Here is a 23,495-nt window from a genome sequence, read left to right as displayed (position 1 = left end):
ACGGGGAAAGGCCCGATAGGCAGCCTGCCACCTCCAGCGGCAGGCTGGGGGAATGGTTCCCGATCGCTCCGCCCCGGCCCTGTTTGGCTTTGGCTGCGCCGCAGGCCTGGTGCTGGGGGCGCTGGCCTGCGTGCAGATGCCGGTGTTGCTGCCGCTTTGGCTGAGTGCGCCGATGGCGGTCGCCGGCGCCAGCGGCTGGCTGTTGCGCTGGCGCGGCCGTGCGTGGGCCGCGACCCTGCTCGGCCTGGCATGGGCCACACTGCACGGGCACTGGGTCCTGCACGGCCAACTTGCGCCCGGCGCGCCGCCGCAGGACGTGCAGGTGCGGGGCCGGGTTGCCGACCTTCCGCAGCAGGGGCCCGGCTACACGCGTTTCGTGCTGCATGTGGAAGATGCCGAAGCCCTGCGATCGCTGCGTGGCAAGCGCCTGCAGGTGACCTGGAACGATCCGTGGCGCGGGCCTCCGCAAGGTGGTCCGGATGCTGGACGCCGTGGGGTTCGCGCCGGGGCGTACTGGGAACTGTCGTTGCGCGTGCGGGCGCCGCGTTCACGGATCAATCCCGGTGGCTTCGATGGCGAGCGCCACGCCGTGCTGCGGGGCATCTCCGGCAATGCCTCGGTGCGTGATCCGGCAAGTGCACGCGAGTGGCTGCCGGCGCAGGGCCTGCAGGCCTGGCGGGAACGCAGCAGTGCCGCGATCGCCGTGCAGGTGGCACATCCTGCCGCACGGTTCGTGCAGGCGCTGGCACTGGGCGATACCCGTGGCCTGTCCGATGCCGACTGGGAACACCTGCGCGCGTTGGGCCTGACCCATCTGGTCGCCATTTCCGGTTTCCACGTGGGCGTGGTCGCGGGCTTCGGCGTGCTGCTGTGCCGCCTGTCGTGGTGGCTGTGCCCGCTGCTGGGACGGTACTGGCCACGGCCGCAGGCCGCCGCATGTGGAGCGGCGCTTGCCGCAGCCACCTATGCGGTAGCTGCGGGTGGTGCACTGCCGACGGTGCGCGCGGCGTTGATGATCGGGCTGGTCGCACTGGCCAGGGCCGGACGTCGCCCGGTCGGTGCAGGGCAGGGGCTGGCGTTGGCCGCGATGGTGATGCTGCTGCCGGCGCCGCTGTCGGTGCTCTCGGCTGGATTCTGGCTGAGCTTCGGCGGCGTGCTGTGGCTGCTCTGGTGCCTGCCGAGGACGGGGCCGGAGGGCATCGGTGGTGGGCTGCGCGGGTTCCTTGCCGCGCAGGGTGTTGCCAGCCTCGGCCTGCTGCCGCTGTGCGTTGCGCTGTTTGGCGGGACCGCGCGGCTGGGGCCGCTGGTCAATCTGCCGATCATCCCGTGGTGGACGATGCTGGTTGTTCCGCTGTCGCTGCTCGGTACCGGCCTGCACGTGCTGCATGACGGCGCGGGGCGTTGGGCCTGGCGCGCCGCGGCCTGGCTGTTCCAGCTCAGCTGGGAGGCCCTGCAGCCGTTGGCGTTGCATCCGCAGGCGATGTGGTGGCTGGCCGAGGCGCCACGCTGGGCGGTACCGGTGGCCTTGCTGGGCGTGTTCTGGTGGCTGCTGCCGCGCGGTGCCGGCGGTGGCCTTGCTGGCCTGCTGCTGTGCCTGCCACTGCTGTGGCCGGCACGGCATGCCCCTGCCGACGGCGAGCTGGAGCTGCTGGTGCACGATGTGGGCCAGGGCACGGCGGTGCTGGTGCGCACGGCCCGGCACGCGCTCTGGTACGACGTTGGACCGCCGACCGGTGGTGACGGCAACGAGCGGATCCTGGTTCCGGCGTTGCGTGCGCTCGGTCAGGGGCCACCGCAGCAGGCGATGCTCAGCCATGACCACCTGGATCACATCGGCAGCCTGCCCGGCCTGCGCCGGCAGCTGGCCGGGCTGCAACTGCTGGCGCCGCCCGGCAGCACCATCGCCGGGGCTGCCCCGTGCCAGCAGGGGATGCGCTGGCAGTGGGATGGGGTCGATTTCCAGGTCCTGCACCCCGCGCCGGGCAGCCGGCAGGCCGAAAACGAAGACAGCTGCGTGCTGCGCATTGCCAGCCGCCACGGCGTGGTGCTGCTTCCCGGCGATATTGGTCGACCGGCCGAGGGGGCGCTGCTGCAGGCGTATCCGCACGCGCTGAAGGCGGACGTGGTACTGGTGCCGCACCATGGCAGCGGCGGCAGCTCCAGTGCGCCGTGGGTTGCGGCGGTGGCGCCGCGGCTGGCGGTGGTCTCGGCCGGGCACCGGAACCGCTTCGGCCACCCGCGCCAGGAGGTGGTCCAGCGCTGGCAGGCGCAAGGCGCGGAAGTGCTGGCCACGGCCGACTCCGGGGCGATCCGCGTATGGCTTGGCGCACAAGGCCTGCAGCTGCGTGAACAGCGCATCCATGCATCCCGGTGGTGGGATGCCGCTGGGCGGGCGCGGTCGGCTGCTATCCTATCGCCGATCGAACAAGCGGCCGTTGGGCCGGAGGGTTGAAACGTGTGGGAACTGGTCAAGGCCGGTGGCTGGCCGATGGTGCCGCTGCTGCTGTTGGGCGTACTGGCTTTGGCGATCATCCTGGAGCGTTTCTGGTCCCTTCGGCGGACTGAAGTGCTGCCGCCCGGCCTCGGCCAGGAAGTGCGCAACTGGGCCGCTCGCGGCAAGCTCGACCCTGCCCACCTGCAGACCCTGCGGGCGAACTCGCCGCTGGGGGCGCTGCTGGCTGCCGCATTGGAAGCCCGCAACCGCCCGCGCGACCAGATCCGCGAGCGCATCGAAGACACCGGCCGCCACCTGGTGCACCGCATGGAGCGATTCCTGAACGCACTGGGCACCATTGCCTCGGCGGGCCCGCTGCTGGGCCTGCTCGGCACGGTGATCGGCATGATCCAGATGTTCCTGGGCATCCTCGACCACGGCGTGGGCGATGTGAACCAGCTGGCCGGCGGCATCGGCAAGGCGCTGGTGTGCACCGCCACCGGCATGATCGTGGCGATCCCGGCGCTGATGTTCCATCGCTACTTCAAGGGCCGCATCCACGGCTACGTGGTGGAGATGGAGCAGGAAGCCAGTGCCCTGCTGGATACGCTCGACGGCCGCCCCGGGGTGATGAACCCGGCCCCGGCCGCGCGCCAGGCCGGCGCCGCCACGGCGAAGGCCTGATCGATGCGTATCGGCAACGACCGATCCCAGGATGAGCCGCATATCGACCTGGTGCCGCTGATCGACGTCATCCTGGTGCTGATCATCTTTTTCGTGGTCACCACCACCTTCGACGCGCGTTCGACGCTGCAGGTGCAGCTGCCGACCGCCAGCCAGCAGCAGACCAACGAGCCGCCACGCTCGCTCAGCGTGCTGATCAACGCCGAAGGCCGCTACTTCATCAATGACCAGGAAGTGCTGCGCAGCGACGTCGAGTCGGTCAAGCAGACCATCGCCGCCGTGGCCGGCAGCGATCGCGAGCAGACCGTGCTGCTGCGCGCCGACGCACGCACTCCCTACCAGGCTGTGGTGACCGCGCAGGACGCGCTGGGTCAGCTCGGCTTCCGCCGTATTGCCATTGCAACAGCACCCGAGGTGCGTCCATGAGTTCCAATCACGCGCCGGTGTGGCCGATCTACAAACGCCTGCTGGGGTACACCCGCGCCTACTGGGTGTTCATGGTGGCCGCGGTCATCGCCATGGTGGTCGAAGCCCTGGCGGGCTACCACTTCACAAAGTTGATGGAGCCGCTGGTCAACCGTGGTTTCGTCAACCCGGAACCGCGCATGGCGGTGATCCTGCCGCTGACCATCCTCGGCCTGTTCCTGATGCGCAGCCTCGCCACCTGGGTGAGCGACTATGCGCTGGCCAAGACCGGCCGCAGCGTGGTGCGCGACCTGCGCGAACAGGTGCTGGCCAAGTACCTGCACCTGCCGTCCTCGCACTTCGATACCGAAGCGACGCCGGTGATGGTCAGCCGCCTGAACTTCGACACCGAACAGGTCACCCAGGCCAGTGCCGACGCACTCAAGACCGTGGTCGCCGACACCCTGACCATCATCGCCATGCTGGCGGTAATGCTGCAGATGAGCGTCAAGGTCACCGTGGCCATGCTGGTGGTGGTGCCGCTGATCGGCGTGATCGTGTCCTACGTGGGCAAGCGCTACCGCCGCATCAGCCGCGGTATCCAGGACGGCATGGGGTCGATGGCGCAGACCGCCGAACAGTCGCTGGCGGCACAGCAGGAAGTGAAGGTGCACGGCACCCAGCAGCATGAGATCTCGCGCTATTCGCGCCTGGCCAACCGCATGCTGGCGCTGAACATGAAGGTGGAAGTCACCCGAGCGGCGGCGTCCAGCGTGGTGCAGTTCCTGGCCGCACTGGCGCTGGCGGTGATCGTCTGGGTATCGACCCGCGAAGCGCTGGCCGGCCGCCTCAATGCCGGCCAGTTCATGGGCCTGATGACCTCGATGATGGCCATCATTCCTTCGCTGCGCCGCCTGACCAGCGTGCAGACCTCGATTTCGCGCGGCGTGGCCGCCGCAGAGCGCCTGTTCGGCATCCTCGACATGCAGGTGGAGCGTGACGAGGGCCGCAACAACGTGCAGCGCGTGCGTGGCGAGCTGGCCTTCGACCACGTCATGCTGCGCTACCGCGAGGACAGCGGCATCGCCCTGGACGACATCAGTTTCGTGGCCAAGCCGGGTACGGTCACCGCCATTGTGGGTCGTTCCGGCAGTGGCAAGACCAGCCTGATCCGGCTGGTGCCGCGCTTCTATGAGCCCAGCGGTGGTGTGATCACCCTCGATGGCGTCGCGCTGGATGACTATCCGTTGGCCGACCTGCGTCGGCAGGTGGCGATGGTCGGGCAGAAGGTCATGCTGTTCGATGACACCATCGCGGCCAACATCGCCTATGGCATGGAAGCGAGCGAGGAGCAGATCCGTGCGGCGGCCGAAGCAGCCAATGCGTGGGAGTTCATCGCGCGCATGCCGCAGCAGCTGCAGACCCCGGTCGGCGAGAATGGCGCGCTGCTGTCCGGCGGCCAGCGCCAGCGCCTGGCGATCGCCCGCGCGATCCTGCGTGACGCGCCGATCCTGATCCTCGACGAAGCCACCGCCGCGCTGGACAACGAATCCGAGCGACTGGTGCAGGACGCGCTGCAGCGCCTGATGCCCGAACGCACCACGCTGGTGATCGCGCACCGCCTGTCGACCATCGAGCATGCCGACCTGGTGCTGGTGATGGACCACGGCCGCATCGTTGAACGGGGCACCCACAAGGAGCTGCTTGCCATGGGTGGCCTGTACCAGCATCTGCACAGCATGCAGTTCCGCGAAAGGCAGGACTGATGGCTGGCAAGGGTACCCAGACCCCGCCGTACTGGTACGACGGCAGCCCGGTTCCGTGGGCGATGCGCCTGCTGGCACCGTTGTATGCCGGCGTCACCGCGCTGCGTCGCCGCGCTTATCGGCGCGGCTGGCGCAAGCGCTACACGCTGCCGGTGCCGGTCATCGTGGTCGGCAACATCACCGCCGGTGGCACCGGCAAGACACCGCTGACCATCGCCCTGGTCGAGCGCCTGCGCGCGGCCGGCTGGAAGCCGGGCGTCGCCAGCCGTGGCTATGGCCGCGAAGACGCCGACAAGCCGCTGTGGGTGCAGGCCGACACGCCAACTGCCAAGGGCGGTGACGAACCGGTGCTGATCGCCTGGAAGACCGGCGTACCGGTGCGCGTGGACGCCGACCGCGTGGCCGCAGGCAAGGCACTGATCCAGGCCGGCTGCGATGTGATCGTCTGCGATGACGGCCTGCAGCACTACCGGCTGGCGCGCGACATCGAGATCGAAGTGGTCGATGCCCAGCGGCGCTACGGCAACGGCCGGATGATTCCCGCCGGACCGCTGCGCGAGCCGGTCAGCCGTGCCGGCGAATGCGATTTCCGTGTGGTCAACCTGGGCCAGGCCGATGAGGAAACCGCGGCCCAGGCCTGCGGTTTCGGCCAGTGGCCGATGGCCCTGCACATCGACAGTGCGCAGCCGTTGGCCGGTGGCCGCGCGCGCCCGTTGTCGTACTTCAAGGGCCAGCGTGTTCATGCGGTGGCGGGCATCGCCCATCCACAGCGCTTCTTCGACATGCTGCGCGCGCGTGGCATCGGCGTGGTCCCGCATGCCTTCGCCGACCACCAGGCCTACCAGCCGCAGGATCTGTCCTTCGGTAGCCAGCTGCCGGTGCTGATGACCGAGAAGGACGCAGTGAAATGCCGCGCGTTCGGCAACGATTGGCATTACGCGGTGCCGTTGCGTGCCGAACTGCCTGCTGCGTTCTGGGTGGCGCTGACTGACCGCCTGGACAAGCTGCGACCGAACTGAGTGGCGCGGCGGCGCTTGCATTCACGCGCCGCCGGCCGCACCCCCGTTGTAATGAGCCTGCCGAGTATCGCCCCATGACTGAATTCGTTGTCGCCATTCCGGCCCGCTATGCCGCCTCTCGCCTGCCGGGCAAGCCGCTGCGCCTGCTGGGCGGTGAGCCGCTGGTGCTGCACGTGGCGCGCCGCGCGCTGCAGGCCGGCGCTGGCGAGGTATGGGTTGCTACCGACGATCAACGCATTGCCGACGCGCTGTCCGGGCTGGCCGAGGTGAAGGTCGCGATGACCGCCACCTCGCATGCCTCTGGTACCGACCGCCTGGCCGAGTGCGCACGCATCGCCGGCTGGGCCGACGACACCGTAGTGGTCAACCTGCAGGGCGACGAACCGTTCGCGCCTGCGGCCGGCATCCGTGCGGTGGCCGAAGCGTTGGTCGGCGGCAGCTCGCCCATGTCGACCCTGGCCACGACCGTCGAGGACGCGCAGACCCTGTTCGACCCGAACGTGGTGAAGCTGGTACGCAACGCACGCAAGGAGGCGATGTACTTCAGCCGTGCACCGATCGCCTGGCACCGCGATGGCTTCGCGCGCAGCCGCGACGCGCTGCCGGAAGGCCATGCCTGGCTGCGCCACATCGGCATCTACGGCTACCGCGCCGGTTTCCTGCAGCAGTTCGCCGCGATGCCACCGGGCCAGCTGGAGCAGGTCGAATCGCTGGAGCAGCTGCGTGTGCTGGAGGCGGGTTACCCGATCAGCGTGGCGATCTCGCCGGAGCCGTTCCCGCCGGGTATCGACACGCCCGAGGACCTGGAGCGTGCCGAAGCGTTGCTGCAGACGCTGGCCGCGCGATGAGGCTGCTGGTCGTCTGCCTCGGCAACATCTGCCGTTCGCCGATGGCCGAAGGTGCGCTGCGCGCACGCCTGGACGCTTCACCGCTGGCGGGGCGGGTGCAGGTGGATTCGGCCGGCACCGGCGACTGGCATGTCGGCGAGCCGCCGGACCGGCGCGCGATCGCCTGCGCGGCCGGGCACGGCGTGGACATCGGCGGCCTGCGTGCGCGCCAGCTGCACGCCTCGGATTTCGACCGTTTCGACTGGATCCTGTGCGCCGACGAGGCGAACCTGCGGGATGCGGGACGCTTGGTGGCACCTGCCCAGCGTGAGCGGCTGGCGCTGTACCTGCCCTGGTCGGGCGGGGAGGGGCAGGTGGCCATCCCGGATCCCTACACCGGCGGCAGCGATCACTTTGAACAGGTCTGGACGCTGGTCGACAATGCTGCAAAACGTGCAGTGGCACGACTGTTGCATGACGCCGACTCCGGCATAATCGGGCCATGAACGTCCAGCCCGTCCCGGACCTGCCCGAGTTCGCCACCTGGCTCAATGCCGCCCCCTGCACCCTGACCGAACTGCGCGGTCGGCCGGTGGCCCTGTTGTTCGTCAACGCCGCTTCTGCCTGGAGCGCGCAGCGCCTGGCCGAATTCGGCCAATGGCTGTCGCGTCACCCTGGCATGCTGCAGCCACTGGTGTTGCAGGTACCCCGCTTCGATTTCGAGCGTGACGCCGGCGCCGCACTGAAACTGCTGCGTCGCCAGGGGCTGTCAATGCCGGTCCTGCTCGATGCCGACTGGGATGGCTGGCGTCGCTTCGGCATTACATCGTGGCCGACCGTGGTCCTGCTGGACGCGCAGGGTCGCGAACAGCAACGGCTGGTCGGGCTGGGTGCTCCGGGAGACCTGGAGCGTGCGTTGAATGCGCTGTGCCACGGTGCGCCGTCGGCACCGCCGCGCGGCGGTGCCGAGCTGCATCCGGAGCCGCGCCAGGCACTGCGTTTCCCGCTGGGCCTGGCGGTCAGCACCGAACGCCTGTACATCGCCGACAGTGGCCATCACCGCATCCTCGAATGCAGCCACGGCGGGCGCATCCTGCGCCAATTCGGGCTGGGGACGGCCGATTTCATGGACGGCAACCTCGCCGAAGCGGCGTTCCATCGCCCGCAGGCGCTGGTGCTGGAGCGCGATGCGCTGTACGTGGCCGACACCGGCAACCATGCCGTGCGCCGCATCAACCTGCTGACCGGCATCGTCGACACGCTGTGCGGCAATGGCCGCCCCGGCGCGCCGGTGGAGGGCCCAGTCGTGCAGGCGCGGCAGGTCTCGCTGGACCACCCGGTCGGCCTGGCCATCGCCGACAACCAGCTGCACATCGCCATGGCCGGCGACAACCGCATCTGGAGCTACCACCTGGGTCAGCGCAGCCTGCAGTGGCGCGCCGGCAGCGGTGCCATCGACGAGCGTGATGGCAGCGGCCACCTGGCCGCATTCGCACAACCGACTGCACTCGCCGTGGTGCAGCAGGTGCTGTACGTGGCCGATGCGCTGGGCTCCTCGATCCGTGCACTGCAGCTGCGCGGGGATCTGGTGCAGACGCTGGTCGGGCAGGGTCCCTGGCGTTTCGGTGACGAAGATGGCCCGCGCGCGCAGGCCAGCCTGCAGTTCCCACAGGCGATCGCGCTCAGTCCGGATGCGCCGCTGCTGTGGATTGCCGACACCGGCAACGGCCGCCTGCGCACGTTGCGCCTCGGCGGCGGTGAGTTGACCACCCAGCCGCTGCCGCGGCGCCTGCATGGCCCGGCCGGCCTGACGGTGGGTGCAGGCGCGGTGTGGATCGCTGAGACCGACGCCCACGCCGTGCTGCGTTTCGATCCCGACAGTGGCGTGCTCAGCGAAGTATCGATCAGCGAATGACCGACGTTCCCGCCCCGGCCTTCGACGGCAAGGCCTTCGCGGCCCAGCTCAGCACCGCCCCCGGCGTGTACCGCATGTACGCCGCCGACGACACGCTGCTGTATGTCGGCAAGGCGCGTGCGTTGCGCAACCGCGTCGGCAGCTATTTCAACGGCAGCCCGAAGAATGCGCGGATCATGTCGATGATCTCGCAGATCACGCGCATGGACGTGACCGTGACGCGCTCGGAGGCCGAGGCGCTGCTGCTGGAAAACCAGCTGATCAAGTCGCTGTCGCCGCGTTACAACGTCTCGCTGCGCGACGACAAGACCTATCCGCATGTGCTGCTGACCCGCGAGGACTGGCCGCGCATCGCCCTGCATCGCGGCCCGCGCGCCATTCCCGGGCGCTATTTCGGGCCGTATCCCGGCGTCACTGCGGTGCGCGAAACCCTTAACCTGATGCACAAGCTGTTCAAGCTGCGCAGCTGCGAGGACAGCGTGTTCCGCAACCGCTCGCGGCCGTGCCTGCAATACCAGATCGGCCGCTGCAGCGCGCCCTGCGTGGAGCTGGTGGCGCCTGCCGAGTACGCCGAATCGGTGCGTCGCGCCGCGCTGTTCCTGGAAGGCAAGAGCGACGAGCTGACCCGCGAGCTGGGCGAGCAGATGCAGGCCGCCAGCGAGGCACTGGAATTCGAGCAGGCTGCGCGCCTGCGTGACCTGATCTCCTCGCTGCGCAGCATGCAGACCCGCCAGTACGTGGATGGCCGCGCCGCCGACCTGGACGTGCTGTCGGTGGCCATGCAGGGCTCGCAGGCCTGCGTGCTGCTGCTGGCCTTCCGTGATGGCCGCAACCTCGGCACCCGTCCGTTCTTCCCGCGCACCAATGGCGAGGAAAGCCCCGAGGAAGTGCTGGCGGCGTTCGTCTCGCAGTACTACATCGAATTCGAGCCGCCGCGCGAGATCCTGCTGGACCGCGAGATTCCCGATGCCGACCTGCTGGTCGCCGCGCTGTCCGCGTCGGCCGAACGCAAGGTGCAGCTGAAGTGGAACGTGCGCGGCGAGCGCGCCGGCTACGTGGAACTGGCCAGCCGCAACGCGCAGCTGACGCTGGCCACTGAACTCAACAGCCGCAATGCGCAGCACGCGCGCAGCGATGCGCTGCGCGACATGCTGGGCCTGGCCGAGCCGGTCAAGCGCGTGGAATGCTTCGACATCAGCCACACCTTGGGCGAGGCCACCGTGGCGTCGTGCGTGGTGTTCGATGCCGCCGGCCCGGTGCGCGCGCAGTACCGCCGCTTCAACATCAGCGGCATCGAGCCGGGCGATGACTACGCCGCCATGCGCCAGGCCATCGACCGCCGCTTCCGCCGTGCAGTGGAAGAGCAGGGTGTGCTGCCGGACGTGCTGCTGATCGACGGCGGCGCCGGTCAGCTGGCACAGGCGCAGGCCGCACTGGCCGACCTGGGCGTGGAAGGCGTTCTGCTGGTGGGCGTGGCCAAGGGCGTGGAGCGCCGCGCCGGCCACGAAGCGCTGGTGATGCCCGACGGCCGCGAGCTGCGCCCCGGCGCGGCCAACCCGGCGCTGCAGTTCATCCAGCAGGTGCGCGACGAGGCCCACCGCTTCGCCATCACCGGCCACCGCGGCCGCCGCCAGAAGGCGCGGATGACCAGCAAGCTGGAGGACATCCCCGGCATCGGGCCGCGCCGCCGTGCCAGCCTGCTCAAGCATTTCGGCGGCCTGGTGGGCCTGAAAGCCGCTGGCGAAGCGGAAATCGCCAAGGTGGAAGGCATCAATGACGCCCTCGCGGCACGTATCTACGCTAACCTGCACGGGTTGGCCACGCCTGATGCGGCCGAGTAGAGAGAGAAGCACGCAAGCATGAAGTTGACCCTGCCCACCTGGCTGACGTTGTTGCGGATCGTGATGATCCCGGTGCTGGTGCTGGTGTTCTACCTGCCCTACACCTGGACCAACTTCGCTTCGGCGGCGATCTTCGGCCTGGCCGCGATCACTGACTGGCTCGATGGCTGGATCGCCCGCCGCTACCAGCTGGAGTCGGCCTTCGGCGCCTTCCTCGACCCGGTCGCGGACAAGCTGATGGTGGCGGTGGCGCTGTTCCTGATCGTGCAGGGCCACCCGACGCCGTGGATGGCGTTCTGGGCGGCGGTGATCGTCGGTCGCGAGATCGCGGTGTCGGCGCTGCGCGAATGGATGGCCGAACTGGGCCAGCGCGCCAAGGTGCGCGTGGCGATGATCGGCAAGGTCAAGACCACCGCGCAGATGGTCGCGCTGCTGTGCCTGCTGTATTCGGTGGCGCCGAACGTGCCGGTGGAAGACATCTGGATGGGCTGGCCGGTGTTCCACATCGGCGACTGGACCCTGGCCATTGCCGCAGTGCTGACGTTGTGGTCGGGCCTGCAGTACCTGCACGCCGCCTGGCCGAGCCTGCGCGAAGACGAACGCGCCGCACGCGAGCGCTCGCGACAGAAGAAGCTGGGCAACTGAGGCACGGGGTCGGATCCACGCATGGCGTGGATACGTGGTGCAAGGCGCCTCCCAGACCCTGAAAAAAGCGCTTGACGCAATCCTTGGAATAGGTAAAATTTCGCCTCCCAAGCGGGAATAGCTCAGTTGGTAGAGCGCAACCTTGCCAAGGTTGAGGTCGCGAGTTCGAGTCTCGTTTCCCGCTCCAGATTCAAGAAAAGCGCTCCCGTAAGGGGGCGTTTTTCGTTTGCGTACTGCGCGCTTCATTCCCACTTCACCGCCACTTCTTCGTCTCACCACGCCCCCGCTCGAAGCTGCATCTGTGTTCCTCCAGGACGATGCAGCAATGCCCCACACGCCCTCCGCCTACGACCACGACGTAGTCATCGTCGGCGCCAGTTTCGCCGGTGCCGCCTGCGCCTTGGCGGCCGCCCAATACGGCCTGCGTGTCTGCGTGCTGGAACGCAAGGCCGACCCCGGCGAACGCCTGCACACCACCGGCATCGTGGTGAAGGAAGCGATGGAGCAGACCTGGCTGGGACGCATGCCCGGACATCTGGTGCAGCGGGTCGCGAACGTGCGCCTGTATGCCCCCAATCTTCGCAGCGTGTTGCTCGCCGCGCCGGGCTACTACTTCCTCACCACCGATACGCCGAACCTGATGCGCTGGCTGGCCAGCGAGCTGCGCGCGAACGGTGTCGACCTGCGCCTGCAACAGTCCTTCACCGATGCCCATGGCAATGGTGACGGCTGGCTGGTGGATGGGTCAGGGCGATGTGCCTATCTGGTTGGCGCTGACGGCGTACGCTCACGCGTGGCACAGCGCACCGGGCTCGGCCAGGTGCGTGACAACCTCTACGGCGTCGAACGTGAGTTCGCCGGCCTGCAGGTGACGCAGGGCGATGCGCTGCATTGCTTCGTCAGCAAGCGCTACGCGCCGGGTTACATCGGCTGGGTCGCGCAGAATCCAACCGGCCTGCAGGTCGGGTTGGCGTTGCGTCATGACCCGCAACAGGTGCGGCGGCCGGACATCGATGGTTTCCTCGATCACGTGCGCGACGTGGTCGGCATTCCGCCTTCGGCGCGTCCCTCGGCCACCCGCGCCGGCCTGGTGCCCTGCGGCCGGCCGGACGGGCCGATCACCGGCCAGCGCGTGATCCTGACCGGCGACGCGGCCGGCATCGTCTCGCCGCTCTCGGCCGGCGGCATCCACTCCTCATGGCGACACGGCTGGGCAGTCGGCGAGGCGATTGCCCGCCATCTGCGTGGCCAGGGGCCGGACGCCGAACGGGTGGCGCGGCAGGCCGCGCCTGCATTTCACGGCAAATACCTGCTGCGTTGGGCGATGGATCATCTGCAGGCCGACTGGCCGCTCAACGCACTGCTGCACACGGCGGCTACGCGGCGCATCGCCGAGCAGGTCTACTTCCACCGCCGTGGTGTGCGCACGTGAAGAGAGCAGGTGGGGGCGTCTGAACACCGTCCTTCACTCACGTGAAAATTCCTGTTGACGCCGCGCAGCAATATCGACACAATAGCGCTCCTTCGACGCAGGTCGAACGAAATCTGCGGGAATAGCTCAGTTGGTAGAGCGCAACCTTGCCAAGGTTGAGGTCGCGAGTTCGAGTCTCGTTTCCCGCTCCAGATTCAAGAGGAACGCTCCCGCAAGGGGGCGTTTTTCGTTTGTCATGAAGTTGGCCGGCAGGGCCGCTACAGTCGCGCCACGGCATCTTCATGGCGGGCATGATATCAGTGGCCAAGCGTGACGAATCCGACGTCAGTGTCGCAATCGGAATAGCGGGGCGTATCGGTCGTGGGGATGGCCGCAGGCGCGGGGCTCGGGGAAGGTGGCAACAAGACGCAATGGCCTGGATGTCGCACCAGCGTTCCGTGCGTCGCATGCAGTGAAAGGCTGGCGAAAGGCCAATGGCATCGTTGCCTGAACCGCACGCGTGCTGTGACCTTTTTCGGACCATTTCTCCATGTTCGCTCCACAATCGCACGGTAGCCTTCATGCTCCTTCTACACGTTGGCGGGCTGGTGGTCAGGCGTATCACTCCAGTGGCAGTGCCCAGGACCGGGCGCGGATTCTCCCTGCAGGCAGTGCTGCGCCCCTCCGCGCTGCTGGCAAGCCTGGCCCTGGCTGGCTGCATGTCGGTGTCCGTCCCGGATCTGCCTGATCGCACGCCCAGCGCCTGGACCCAGGTGCCGCAGGGGCAGGGCGTGGCGGTGGATGCCAGGCAGTGGTGGAAGGTGCTGGCCGACCCGGCGCTGGACGGCCTGGTGGACCAGGCCATCGCCGGTAACCTCGACCTGCAGCAGGCCACGCTGCGGCTGCAGGCCGTGCGGATCGTCGCCGGCACCTCGGACTCGCGCTTCCTGCCGGAAATCTCGGCCAGCGCCAAGCAGGTGCAGGACGCTGCTGCGGTCGATACCTATTTCCATGCCGGCATCGAAGCGATCTGGGACCTGGGCCTGTTCGGTGCCGCCGAGAGCGCGCAGCTGGGCGCGCAGGCCTCGGCCGGCAATGCCGAGGCGCTGCGTAGCGCCGCGCAGGTTGCGGTGATCGCCGACGTGGTGCGCAGCTATCTGGACCTGACCGTGGCACAGGCCCAGCAGGACCTGCTGGCCCGGCAACAGGCCGTGGATGATCGCGGCGAGCAGCTGGCCTTGATCCGTCAACGGCTGCGACTGGGTGAGCCGGGCGAACTGGACCGCCTGCGTGCACGCCAGGCCGCCACCCGCGCCGCCGTCGCGCAGGCTCGGGAAAACGCTGACAACGCGGCCCGCGCGCTGGCATTGCTGCTGGGCCGTGACGGTCCAGATCCGGCCTGGCGCGCATACCGCGCGCCGCCGAGGCTGGGCACGTTCTCGCTGCAGCAGGTGCCTGCGGATCTGCTGCGCCACCGGCCACAGATCCTGCTGGCCGAATCGGAGGTGATGCAGGCCGCCGCCAGCAAGGGCTCCGCCCGCGCGGCAATGTATCCGCGGGTCAGCCTCGGCGGCTCGATCCTGTACGCCTACAACCTCACCCAGAACGCGCGCTCCAATTCCGATTCCAGCCCGTCGATCGGCCCATACATCGACATCCCGCTGTGGGATTGGGGCCAGCGCCGCGCGCGCTTCCATGCCGATGAGAAGCAGCTCGATGCCGCGCTGCTCGGCTACCGCAAGGCGGTGCTGGAGGGTGTGAGTGAAGTGGAAGGCGCGCTGGGCAGCCTGGCTCGCCAGGACAGCAGCATCCAGTCGCTGCGTGCGGCCAATGATGCTGCTGGCCAGCAGGTCAAGCGCCAGGCGCGGCAGGTGCAGCTGGGCCTGTCCAGCGAGTTCGATGGGCTGGACACGCAGCGTGCGGCGCTGGCCTCGCAGGGCGACCTGATCGCCGCGCAGGGCGCGCGCGTACTGGCGTTCGCCTCGCTGTACCGCGCCTTGGGCGGCGCACCGCTGCCGGTCGAGGGTGAGGACGCTTCGCAATGATCGCGCTGGCCCGCAAGACCCTGGCCTATGAGTGGCGGCGGTTCCTGCCGGTGGTGCTGGCGATGTGTTTCGCCGGTGTGCTGCTGATCGTGCAGGCGGCACTGGTGCTGGGCATCTTCGGCACCGCCGCGATCTACGTGAAGGCGTCCTCGGCCGATATCTGGGCCGGTTTCCCCGGTACCCAGAGCGTCAACTACGGCCATGCGATCAGCGCGGATGTTGAAAGCTACCTGCGCATGGACCCGGATGTCACCCGCGTCGAACCCTACGAGTGGGTGGATGGCGAGTGGCGTTCCAGTGCGCAGGGTACAGGCAATGTGTCGGTCTACCTGTCCGGCATCTCCACCCGCGACGACGCGATGATGTTCGCTCGCATCCTGCCGGCCGATCTGCGTGCACAGCTGCGTGAACCGGGGGCCGTGATCGTGGACAGCGCCGACCTGGATACGCTCGGCGTGGACCTGCAGAGCAACCGCGCGTGGATCAACGGCAAGGCCGTGCGTGTGGTTGCCGCGCAGCCGGGGCTGCGTGGTCTTGGTGGCGTCAACGTGCTGGCCTCGCTGGATACCGCGCGCGCCATCGCCGGCACCGACCCGCATGAGGGCAGTACCTATTTCGTGGCGGGCGTGCGCTCGCCGGAACTGGCCGATCGCGTGCGTGACCGCCTTGCGGCGTCGATGGGCCAGGCCACACCGGTCGAGCTCTGGACCGCACCGGAATTCGCCAGCCGCTCTCAGCAGTACTGGTTGTTCGATACCGGCGCGGGTATCGCGGTGTTGTTCATGGCGGTCATCGTCTGCTTCGTCGGTGCGGTGATCACCAACCAGTCGTTCGCGTCGGTGGTGGCCGGGTCGGTACGCGAGTACGCCACGCTCAATGCACTCGGTGCGGGTCGCTATGCGCTGGCGCGCGTCGTGTTCGAGCAGGCCTTGCTGATCGGCGGCGTGGGCATGTTGCTGGCGGCAGCCTTCAGCACGGTGGTGCTGTTGATTGCGCAGACCCAGCGCGTTCCGGTCCAGCTGACACCGATGGTGATCCTCGGCTGCGTGGCGCTGGTCGCGGTGATGGCCATGCTGTCGAGCATCATGGCGGTGCGCAGCGTGGTCCGCTCCGATCCATCGTTGCTGCTGCGTTGAGGACCGGCTGATGACTTCTACACGCGCCGTCGCTCCGACCCTGCGGGCCGACGCACTGGAAAAGGGCTTCATGTCCGGCGATGTGCAGGTGCCGGTGCTGCGTGGCCTGTCGCTGGACATCTATCCCGGCGAGCTGACCCTGGTATCCGGCCCTTCCGGATGCGGCAAGAGCACGCTGCTGTCACTGCTGTCCGGCCTGTCCGCCCCCGATGGGGGGCGCGTGCATGCACTCGGCCAGGATGTGGGCCACATGAGCCGCGCCGAAGTGGAGCGTTTCCGCCTGCACCATGTCGGTTTCGTGTTCCAGGGCTTCAACCTGTTCCCGGCACTGACTGCGCTGGAGCAGGTGCAGCTGCCACTGGGTTACCGCGGCATGCGCAATCGCGAAAGCGAACCGCTGGCGCGCCGTGCACTGGAAGAAGTCGGCCTCAGCCATCGCAGCCACATGCGCCCGGCGCAGCTGTCCGGCGGTGAGAAGCAGCGCGTTGCTGTGGCCCGCGCGTTTGCCAAGTCGCCGACGCTGATCTTCGCCGACGAGCCCACCAGCGCGCTGGATGCCGAGAACGGCCAGCGCGTGATCGATATCCTGCATCGCTACGCACGTGCGCATGGCGCCACCGTGCTGTGCGTAAGCCACGATCCGCGCCTGATCCGGCATGCCGACCGGGTGATCGCCATGGAAGACGGCATGGTCCGTGATGACCGCCGCCAGAACGAAACTGTAGAGTCCGCCCCATGACCAAGACGTCGAACCTGCTTCCCCTCAGCCTGGCCCTGTCGGCGGCATTGCTGCTCGGTGCCTGTTCCAGGGAAGCGCCCACCCCCGCATCGGCACCCTCAGGCAAGCCGGGTACTGTCGTCGCCGGCAAGGTCGCCGTGGCGCGGGGCATCATCGACGTCGAAGGCGGGCTGATCGCACTGGCGCCACCGGTGGATGGCTCGATCACCGCTGCGCCGGTGAAGGAAGGCGCCGTGGTGAAGAAGGGGCAGCTGCTGCTGTCGCTGGATGGCGCCCTGTTGCAGCAGGAAGTGGCAATGGCCACCGCCGACCTGGCGTTGGCCAATGACCGCCTGAAGGGCAGCCAGGCGCAGCTGCGCGAACTGGAGCGCAACGCCACCCGCCTGTCTACGGGCGCCAGCGAAGGTGTGTCCTCGAACCAGCAGGCCGATGCGGCCAAGCAGCAGCTGGCCGGCGTACGTGCCGATGTCGACGTTGCCGGTGCGCAGGTCGACATGGCCCAGCACAAGCTGGAACACGCCAGGCTGAAACTGCAGCAGATGTCGCTGAGTGCGCCGGAAGCCGGCACGGTGGTCGGCCAGGTGCCGGGCCTTGGCGCCTTCGTGCAGGCGGGCAAGCCGGCGATCTCGTTGTTGCCGGCGCGCCCGCTGCAGGTGCGTGCCGAACTCAGCGCCGCCTATGCCGATGCCGTGCAGGTAGGCATGCAGGCCACGGTGGTGCCGGACAGCGATGGCGCCGAAAGCACCGGCACGCTGCCAACTGCACGCGTGGTGCGCATCAGCCCGGTGTTCGCGCAGGCACGCCTGCCTGAAGACGCAGGGCGCGGCGTGGCCAAGGTGGTGGAGTGCGTGCTGGAGTTCGATGGCGAGGCCAAGGCGCGCTTCGGCCAGCATGTGCGGGTGGAGTTCCGGAAGTAGGCCTGGCGCTGTGTCGGACGCCTGAGTGCCCGCCATGCGCTCACCGCCGACACCACGCACAGCGCCAGCAGCAGGCCCACATCCAGCAGCAGCAACCACAGCAGGTGCATACCGTGTACGGGCGGCTGGTGCATCGCCGACAGCATCCACGGTACCGACCACACAAGCAGCAGCGCGAAGGCGATCAGCAGGCGCAACCACAGCCGCTTCAGTTTCCAGGGCCGCACGATCAAGGCGGCCACCACCAGCTCGACCGTGCCCAGCAGCGTGAACACGATGACGGTGCTGGTTGGGTAGGGCAGCTCGGCGCCTTCCAGGCGATGCAGCAGCCAGTAGTCCGGGGTGAAGCCGGCGTTGACCAGCGCTGCGATCAACGCCAGCCAGGTCAATGCAACCAGCAACCAGAACAGGCGGACGTAGCGTCTAGGCATCGGCGGTGTCCGTGGTGGTGGGCAAGTGGCTGCGTGATGCATGGCGCACGGATATGGCGATCGCGGCCAGTGCCAGCAAACCCGGCCCGACCGTGAAGTACAGCAGGCGCAGCGGATGGTTGTGCATCAGCGTCCAGGTTGCGAATGCCAAGGGAATGGCCAGCACGAGCAGCTTGGCGAACAGCGGCCGCAGCACCGCAATCAGCGGCTGGGCGCCAATGAACATCCAGAACAGATGGAACTGGGCGATGCCCAGGCCGATGTCACGATGTGACGTAAAGCCGAAATGGTCGCGATACCCGTTCATTCCCAGTGGTATCAGTGCCCAGTACAGCAGGTGCAGCAGCAGGGCGATCAACAGGGGCGTGCCGCGAAGGAACATGGGCGAACCGGGCCGGGCGGGGCAGCGTACCCCAGCGCGGACGCCTGTGACCGCATGATGTGAAGACTGTTGACGGCGTGAAGGAATTTGGACACAATAGCGCTCCTTCGACGCAGGTCGAACGGAAGCTGCGGGAATAGCTCAGTTGGTAGAGCGCAACCTTGCCAAGGTTGAGGTCGCGAGTTCGAGTCTCGTTTCCCGCTCCAGATTCTACAGGGCCCCGGTAGGGGCCTTGCTTTTCTCCCGCCATGGCAAGGCGGGGCACGTTGGGCCACAAGGCTTTACGCGCAGTCAGAAAGGTGAAATCGCTGGTGTGTTTTCCGGATTTCCGGTAGCATGTCGGCTTACGCGGGAATAGCTCAGTTGGTAGAGCGCAACCTTGCCAAGGTTGAGGTCGCGAGTTCGAGTCTCGTTTCCCGCTCCATGTTCCGACAGGCCCCATCTTGGGGTTTTGTCTTGTCAGGGCTACGTTCCTGGCGCGCAGTACGTTGGCCTCATGGCAGAGTGGCTATGCACCGGATTGCAAATCCGTTTACAGCGGTTCGATTCCGCTTGAGGCCTCCAATTGAAAAGCCCTGACTCCGGTCAGGGCTTTTTGTTTGCCTGGATACCGGCACGCGCCCGGATCGATACCCGCTACAGCATGGCCAGCGCCTGCACCGTGGCCTGGGTCAGCGGCTGGGGCAGGGCATCCCGCGCGAACCAGCCCAGCCCGGTCTGCACGCCCGGTTCCTGGATGGAGGCCTCGGCAGCGGCAGATGCCCGTGCCTCGAAGATCGGCGCGACCCAATGCTGCGCAAGCGCCGGCTCGAAATGATCGGCCACGCACAGCAGGCGCAGCAACGTCACTTCCAGCGCCGTCTCCTCGCGGATTTCACGGACCACGGCAGCCTCCACCGTTTCCATCCAGTCGACTTTTCCACCGGGCAGGCCCCAGTGCCCGCGCTCCGGCTCGCGTCCGCGCTGGATCAGCAGGATGCGGCCGTCGGCATCACGGACGACGGCGCCACATCCCACGCGGGGAATCTGCAGTTCAGTCATGGCGTTGGGTGAAGAAGGGACGTTCTTCATTCCCGCATGCACGTCGCATCAGGCGGACCCGCGCTAGGCTGGGCGCCTGTGTATCAACAACCTCGCAGGTGTGTCGCATGCTCATCCGGCAGCTTGGTGCTGACGACGCCGACATTCTCTGGCAGGCACGGTTGCAGGCGCTTGGCGAGTCGCCCGCTGCGTTCCTGTCCACGCTGGCCGAAGCGCAGAATGAGACGGCAGACGTGATGCGCATCCAACTTGCTGATCCTGGCACGCGCTACTTCGGCGCTTTCATCGACGGCATGCTTGCGGGCTTCCTGCGCTACGTACGCCCGATGCGGATGGCGCGACGGCATACGGCGGAAGTGCACAGTGTCCATGTGGGCACCGACCATCGTGGCCAGGGTGTCGCCCGCCAGCTTCTTCGTGCTGCGTTTGCGTCTGCGCGCGCCGAAGGCATTGAATCGCTCACCCTCACGGTGCTGGCGGACAATACTGCCGCGCGCGGGCTGTATGAATCGCTGGGTTTCAGCGCACTCGGCAGGGAGCCGCGGGCAGTCAAGCGCGAGGGCAGCTACACGGATATCGTCTCGTACTGGATCACACTGCACTGACAGTGAAACGTTGCCGCGGGCACGGTCATGTTTCCGTGGCACGATGAGGCTGGACACCGGTTCCAGGAAGACAGGGCAATGCACGTTCAGGTATCCAGCAGGGAGCGCGTGGCGCCGGAACACCGTCAGCAGGCGGTGGATCTGCTCCGCGAGGCTTTCCCGGACATGCAGGGCGAGGGCTACGCCATCCCGGGGCCGGTCGCTCTGGTCCTGGCGATGGAAGGTGATCACGTGGTCGCCCACCTCGCACTGTACGAACGCAATGCACTGCTGGATGGCGAGCCGGAACGCATCGGCCTGATCGGCGGCGTGGTGGTGCGTGCCGACGTTCGCCGGCAAGGCGTTGCCTCGCGCTTGATCGAGGCGGCCCATGCAGAGCTGCGCCGGCACGGTGTCGATTTCGCCGTGCTGTTCGCTCTGGATCATCGGCACTATGCTTCTGCGGGCTATGTGCCGATGCAGAACGAGACCTGCTTCATTGAAGACGGTCACGCACGTCGGTTCGTCTATCGCGGCGGCATGGTGGCCACGCTGGGAGCGCGCCGCTGGACCACGGATGTGCTCGATCTGCAGGGCGAAACGGTCTGAATGGCGCCAGCGTGCAGTCGCCACCAAACCACCGTATCGTGGCGGTTGTCCAATGAACCAGGGAGCGGTGCAGGATGAAAGGGAAGGCAGTGATGGCGATGATCCTGCTGGGGTGTGCCCCGTTGGCATCGGCCCAGGTCTACAAGTTCAAGTGCGCATCCGGCGAAACGGTGTACAGCCAGAATCCTTGTGCTGCCGGCGCTGAACCCATGAAGCTGCGTTCCAGCCGTTCCTCCACGGAAACGGCGGGGGAGGCATCGAACCGCGCGGCGGTGTACCAGAACACCGAACTGGCCGACGCCGGCATCGCCGAGCGCAACTGCGTGCAGGGTGAGCGCTCGCGCATCTACGGTCCGCTGGAGTCCCGCAGCCAGCAGGTTGGCCGGCAGGTCGCCGAGCTGAACCATCAACTTGCTGCGGCGGGCACCAACCTGGCCGGCGCGACACAGGACTCCGGCATCCGTGCACAGATCGCCAGCCTGCAGCAGTCGTTGAGCGCTGAGCGCGTTGCAGCAGATACGCAGATGTCGAACGCGCGCGAACAGTGTGCATCGGTCCGGCGCGAACGTGAGCGGTCGGTGCGCGACAAGTTCAGCAGTTCGACCGCCCCTGCGAATTGACTGGTCACTGCGCGGTAGACGCGCGCATGGGCGTTTCCGCGCGGAAGTTGCGCCCGACCGGCTCTCCTACACCCAGGTAGTGCCGGAACAGGTAGATCAATGGTTTCCAGCGCGCCACATCGATGTGCTGGGTGCCGTCCACGGTGATGTCTTCGTGCGCATGCACGCAGCGGATGCGGGCTTCGACGATCACGAAGCCCTGGCCATCATCCTCGCCGGGCGGATGCATCGCCATTACGCTGGCCTCCACCTGTAACGGGCATTCGGCAATCGCCATCGGCGCAACGTGGGTGGATGCGACGGGGCTGAACCCGCCCAGCGCGAATTTGTCACGCACGTGCACGTAGCCCATCGCCTGCTTGGCGGCCGGCACAGGGTTGCAGCCGGTCGCTCTGGCGATGGCCTCGACCTGTGCGGCCTGCGCGGATGAGGGAAAGTTCAGCACGCACTGGTTGCGCAGCTGCAGGTTGCGATAGCCCTGGCCCTGCGTGCCGAGGCCCAGTACCACGCGGTTGCCCAGTGCCCAGAACGAAGAAAGCGGGCTGATGTTGTTGCTGCCATCGTCATTCAACGTGGTCATCAGCAGCACGGGCGTGCCCGGGTACAGGACCGATGGGGTGATGCGGCGGCGCTGGATCGAGGCGGTGTTCACGGTGGATCTCACGGTGGCGGGACGGCCACTGTGGCGTGGTTGCGGGCACCGAAGCTTCGGTCTGCATCGAAGTGTCTGCACAGGTGGGCGTGCCACAATCCCGGCATGGTCCACACCTCTGGTTCCCTTGTCAGTGTCGGCGCCCTGGTCGGTGACCAGGCACGCGCGGCCATGCTGCTGCAGTTGATGGACGGGCGTGCCTACACCGCAACGGAGCTGGCGCACGTGGCCGGTGTGACCCCGCAGACGGCGAGCATGCACCTGCGCAGGCTGGTCGAAGGTGATCTGCTGGTGGCGCTGGCGCAGGGGCGGCATCGCTATCACCGGTTGGCGTCAAGCGAGGTGGCAGAGATGCTCGAAGGCATCCTGCGCGTGGCCGATCGTACCCCCTCGTGTACCGCTGCGGCCGCGCGCAGCATGCCCGCGCTGCGCGAGGCGCGTTCCTGCTATCGGCACCTGGCCGGTGTGCACGCGGTAGCCATCACCGATCGCCTGCTGCAGGTGGGGCATGTGCTGCCCTGCGAAGGGCATTGGCGGATCAGCGCCGAAGGCGCCGCATTCCTCGGCGGGCTGGGCCAGCCACTGCGCGAGCTTCTGCGGCAGCCGGTGGTGGCCAAGCCGGCGCGTTATTGCCGTGGCTGCCTGGATTGCACCGAACGTCGCCCGCACCTGGCAGGCCTGGTCGGTGAGGCGATGCTGGACAGTTTCGTGAACAACGATTGGCTTCGGCGCGTGGAAGGCCGCCGGGAACTGCGCCTGACCCCACCGGGGCGTGAGGCATTGTGGCGGCTGTTCAACCTGGCGACCTGAGGTGCCCGTCCAGTCTCAGTCACCCACGACATGGCAAGGCGTTATGGTCGAGTTCCACGTCTCAGGGAGCTGCAATGGCGAGCAAGGACATCACGGGTCGCTTCGGGCACGGAGCGAATCGGAAATGAGCAAAATCTTGGCAGATGTGCGCTGGCTGACCTTCCGGTTGAAGAACGGGCAATCCATTGGACCGGAGCGGCTGAAGGACGGATGGGTGATTGCCTCGGAGACCGCTCGCTGCGAGGTCCGCCGCGAGCATATCGAGGGATCGGGCCTGGTGTATGCACTGTATGCGCCGGCCAACCTGGCCTCGCCACGGCGGGCGGAAATGCGCATGCGCGAATTCCTGATGAGCTCCGGCTACACCTTCACGATGGGCACGCTGGGCGGTTGATCCGGCCTGTTGCGGCAACGGGCGCACGGTCAAGGCCTGGTCAAGCGTGCCAATTGGACCGCGCGCATCGTGCAGCACCGTGCGGGTCAGGCCAAGCCCCTGTCGGCCGAACGAGACTGACGTGTCGAAGCCCAGCCATTCGCCTTCGGGCGTGCCGAACAGGTGGGCTGAGCCGGCCCCCGAAGGAG

The 23,495-nt window shown here is 67.6% G+C and carries 23 protein-coding genes, 5 tRNA genes and 2 pseudogenes; 25 read left to right on the top strand and 5 right to left on the bottom strand.

Annotated elements, in window-relative coordinates; translation table 11 throughout:
• Positions 1-52 precede the first annotated feature (52 nt).
• From AASM09_RS14875 to AASM09_RS14795, 17 genes are all read left to right on the top strand, one after another.
• A complete protein-coding gene (locus tag AASM09_RS14875) occupies positions 53-2,452 on the top strand; it encodes a DNA internalization-related competence protein ComEC/Rec2 (RefSeq protein WP_049432519.1) in 2,400 nt (799 codons plus the stop codon).
• Positions 2,453-2,455: 3 nt separating this feature from the next.
• Positions 2,456-3,118 (top strand): MotA/TolQ/ExbB proton channel family protein, encoded by a 663-nt coding sequence (locus AASM09_RS14870; protein WP_049432517.1) that lies wholly within the window; start codon positions 2,456-2,458, stop codon positions 3,116-3,118.
• 3 nt (positions 3,119-3,121) lie between these two features.
• Positions 3,122-3,544, top strand: coding sequence for an ExbD/TolR family protein (locus AASM09_RS14865; RefSeq protein WP_004152323.1), 423 nt, complete (start codon positions 3,122-3,124; stop codon positions 3,542-3,544).
• On the top strand, positions 3,541-5,289 hold the full coding sequence (gene msbA / locus AASM09_RS14860) for a lipid A export permease/ATP-binding protein MsbA (RefSeq protein ID WP_049432515.1): 1,749 nt from the start codon (positions 3,541-3,543) through the stop codon (positions 5,287-5,289). Before AASM09_RS14865 ends, msbA begins: the two co-directional genes overlap by 4 nt.
• Positions 5,289-6,308, top strand: a complete 1,020-nt coding sequence (gene lpxK / locus AASM09_RS14855; protein ID WP_049432514.1) for a tetraacyldisaccharide 4'-kinase — start codon at positions 5,289-5,291, stop codon at positions 6,306-6,308. The genes msbA and lpxK overlap by 1 nt, the downstream gene beginning before the upstream one ends.
• A gap of 74 nt (positions 6,309-6,382) precedes the next feature.
• Positions 6,383-7,156 carry a 3-deoxy-manno-octulosonate cytidylyltransferase gene (gene kdsB / locus AASM09_RS14850; protein ID WP_100443625.1) on the top strand — a complete coding sequence of 258 codons (774 nt, stop codon included), beginning with the start codon at positions 6,383-6,385 and terminating at the stop codon, positions 7,154-7,156.
• Positions 7,153-7,641, top strand: coding sequence for a low molecular weight protein-tyrosine-phosphatase (locus tag AASM09_RS14845; protein WP_049432508.1), 489 nt, complete (start codon positions 7,153-7,155; stop codon positions 7,639-7,641). The genes kdsB and AASM09_RS14845 overlap by 4 nt, the downstream gene beginning before the upstream one ends.
• On the top strand, positions 7,638-9,050 hold the full coding sequence (locus AASM09_RS14840; protein ID WP_049432506.1) for a nhl repeat protein: 1,413 nt from the start codon (positions 7,638-7,640) through the stop codon (positions 9,048-9,050). The genes AASM09_RS14845 and AASM09_RS14840 overlap by 4 nt, the downstream gene beginning before the upstream one ends.
• The gene (gene uvrC, locus AASM09_RS14835; RefSeq protein ID WP_049432503.1) at positions 9,047-10,891 is read left to right on the top strand and encodes an excinuclease ABC subunit UvrC; all 1,845 of its coding nucleotides are present in this window, start codon (positions 9,047-9,049) and stop codon (positions 10,889-10,891) included. The genes AASM09_RS14840 and uvrC overlap by 4 nt, the downstream gene beginning before the upstream one ends.
• Before the next feature lie 18 nt (positions 10,892-10,909).
• On the top strand, positions 10,910-11,536 hold the full coding sequence (gene pgsA / locus AASM09_RS14830) for a CDP-diacylglycerol--glycerol-3-phosphate 3-phosphatidyltransferase (protein ID WP_010486073.1): 627 nt from the start codon (positions 10,910-10,912) through the stop codon (positions 11,534-11,536).
• A gap of 111 nt (positions 11,537-11,647) precedes the next feature.
• Positions 11,648-11,723 (top strand) — tRNA-Gly (locus tag AASM09_RS14825).
• A 138-nt stretch (positions 11,724-11,861) separates the two neighbouring features.
• Positions 11,862-12,968 carry an NAD(P)/FAD-dependent oxidoreductase gene (locus AASM09_RS14820; RefSeq protein WP_049429474.1) on the top strand — a complete coding sequence of 369 codons (1,107 nt, stop codon included), beginning with the start codon at positions 11,862-11,864 and terminating at the stop codon, positions 12,966-12,968.
• A gap of 115 nt (positions 12,969-13,083) precedes the next feature.
• A tRNA-Gly gene (locus tag AASM09_RS14815) sits at positions 13,084-13,159 on the top strand.
• Between the two features lie 369 nt (positions 13,160-13,528).
• Positions 13,529-14,992, top strand: a complete 1,464-nt coding sequence (locus AASM09_RS14810) for an efflux transporter outer membrane subunit (RefSeq protein WP_049429473.1) — start codon at positions 13,529-13,531, stop codon at positions 14,990-14,992.
• Positions 14,989-16,128, top strand: a complete 1,140-nt coding sequence (locus AASM09_RS14805) for an ABC transporter permease (RefSeq protein ID WP_049429472.1) — start codon at positions 14,989-14,991, stop codon at positions 16,126-16,128. The genes AASM09_RS14810 and AASM09_RS14805 overlap by 4 nt, the downstream gene beginning before the upstream one ends.
• 10 nt (positions 16,129-16,138) lie before the next feature.
• Entirely contained in the window at positions 16,139-16,867 is a 729-nt protein-coding gene (locus AASM09_RS14800; protein WP_049429471.1) for an ABC transporter ATP-binding protein, read from the top strand.
• The gene (locus AASM09_RS14795; protein WP_049429470.1) at positions 16,864-17,784 is read left to right on the top strand and encodes an HlyD family secretion protein; all 921 of its coding nucleotides are present in this window, start codon (positions 16,864-16,866) and stop codon (positions 17,782-17,784) included. Before AASM09_RS14800 ends, AASM09_RS14795 begins: the two co-directional genes overlap by 4 nt.
• Before the next feature lie 17 nt (positions 17,785-17,801).
• Here AASM09_RS14795 and AASM09_RS14790 read toward each other — a convergent pair.
• Together AASM09_RS14790 and AASM09_RS14785 are read right to left on the bottom strand one after the other, a co-directional pair.
• A pseudogene (locus AASM09_RS14790) lies at positions 17,802-18,215 on the bottom strand (hypothetical protein); the annotation flags it as partial.
• Positions 18,208-18,597 (bottom strand): hypothetical protein, encoded by a 390-nt coding sequence (locus AASM09_RS14785; RefSeq protein ID WP_049429468.1) that lies wholly within the window; start codon positions 18,595-18,597, stop codon positions 18,208-18,210. The pseudogene AASM09_RS14790 and the gene AASM09_RS14785, both read right to left, overlap by 8 nt.
• Positions 18,598-18,727: 130 nt before the next feature.
• On the opposite strand from AASM09_RS14785, the gene AASM09_RS14780 reads away from it, so the two are divergent.
• From AASM09_RS14780 to AASM09_RS14770, 3 genes are all read left to right on the top strand, one after another.
• A tRNA-Gly gene (locus AASM09_RS14780) sits at positions 18,728-18,803 on the top strand.
• A gap of 142 nt (positions 18,804-18,945) precedes the next feature.
• Positions 18,946-19,021 (top strand) — tRNA-Gly (locus tag AASM09_RS14775).
• A gap of 66 nt (positions 19,022-19,087) precedes the next feature.
• A tRNA-Cys gene (locus tag AASM09_RS14770) sits at positions 19,088-19,161 on the top strand.
• 72 nt (positions 19,162-19,233) lie between these two features.
• Here the strand turns inward: AASM09_RS14770 and AASM09_RS14765 are convergent.
• The gene (locus AASM09_RS14765; RefSeq protein WP_049430614.1) at positions 19,234-19,638 is read right to left on the bottom strand and encodes an NUDIX domain-containing protein; all 405 of its coding nucleotides are present in this window, start codon (positions 19,636-19,638) and stop codon (positions 19,234-19,236) included.
• 107 nt (positions 19,639-19,745) lie between these two features.
• Between AASM09_RS14765 and AASM09_RS14760 the strand changes: the two genes are divergently transcribed.
• The 3 genes from AASM09_RS14760 (at position 19,746) to AASM09_RS14750 (ending at position 21,451) form a co-directional block, all read left to right on the top strand.
• Positions 19,746-20,243, top strand: a complete 498-nt coding sequence (locus tag AASM09_RS14760) for a GNAT family N-acetyltransferase (protein ID WP_049430615.1) — start codon at positions 19,746-19,748, stop codon at positions 20,241-20,243.
• Positions 20,244-20,321: 78 nt separating this feature from the next.
• A complete protein-coding gene (locus AASM09_RS14755) occupies positions 20,322-20,831 on the top strand; it encodes a GNAT family N-acetyltransferase (protein ID WP_065428084.1) in 510 nt (169 codons plus the stop codon).
• Positions 20,832-20,923: 92 nt separating this feature from the next.
• Positions 20,924-21,451 (top strand): DUF4124 domain-containing protein, encoded by a 528-nt coding sequence (locus tag AASM09_RS14750; protein WP_238378629.1) that lies wholly within the window; start codon positions 20,924-20,926, stop codon positions 21,449-21,451.
• 4 nt (positions 21,452-21,455) lie between these two features.
• Here the strand turns inward: AASM09_RS14750 and AASM09_RS14745 are convergent, their stop codons facing one another.
• A complete protein-coding gene (locus tag AASM09_RS14745) occupies positions 21,456-22,103 on the bottom strand; it encodes a flavin reductase family protein (protein ID WP_049430621.1) in 648 nt (215 codons plus the stop codon).
• Between the two features lie 105 nt (positions 22,104-22,208).
• Here AASM09_RS14745 and AASM09_RS14740 point away from each other — a divergent pair, with 105 nt between their 5' ends.
• Complete coding sequence (locus AASM09_RS14740) at positions 22,209-22,913, top strand: ArsR/SmtB family transcription factor (protein WP_049430624.1); 705 nt, start codon at positions 22,209-22,211, stop codon at positions 22,911-22,913.
• Between the two features lie 124 nt (positions 22,914-23,037).
• Positions 23,038-23,307: a hypothetical protein gene (locus tag AASM09_RS14735; protein WP_049430626.1), complete on the top strand. Its 270-nt coding sequence runs from the start codon at positions 23,038-23,040 to the stop codon at positions 23,305-23,307.
• A gap of 84 nt (positions 23,308-23,391) precedes the next feature.
• Here the strand turns inward: AASM09_RS14735 and AASM09_RS14730 are convergent.
• Positions 23,392-23,469, bottom strand: a pseudogene (locus tag AASM09_RS14730) (thioesterase family protein); the annotation flags it as partial.
• Positions 23,470-23,495 lie beyond the last annotated feature (26 nt).

It is taken from the genome of Stenotrophomonas maltophilia, assembly GCF_039555535.1.
Classification (GTDB): Bacteria; Pseudomonadota; Gammaproteobacteria; order Xanthomonadales; family Xanthomonadaceae; genus Stenotrophomonas; species Stenotrophomonas maltophilia_Q.
Note: the sequence above shows the minus strand (reverse complement) of the source record. Positions and strands in the feature narration are given on the sequence as shown.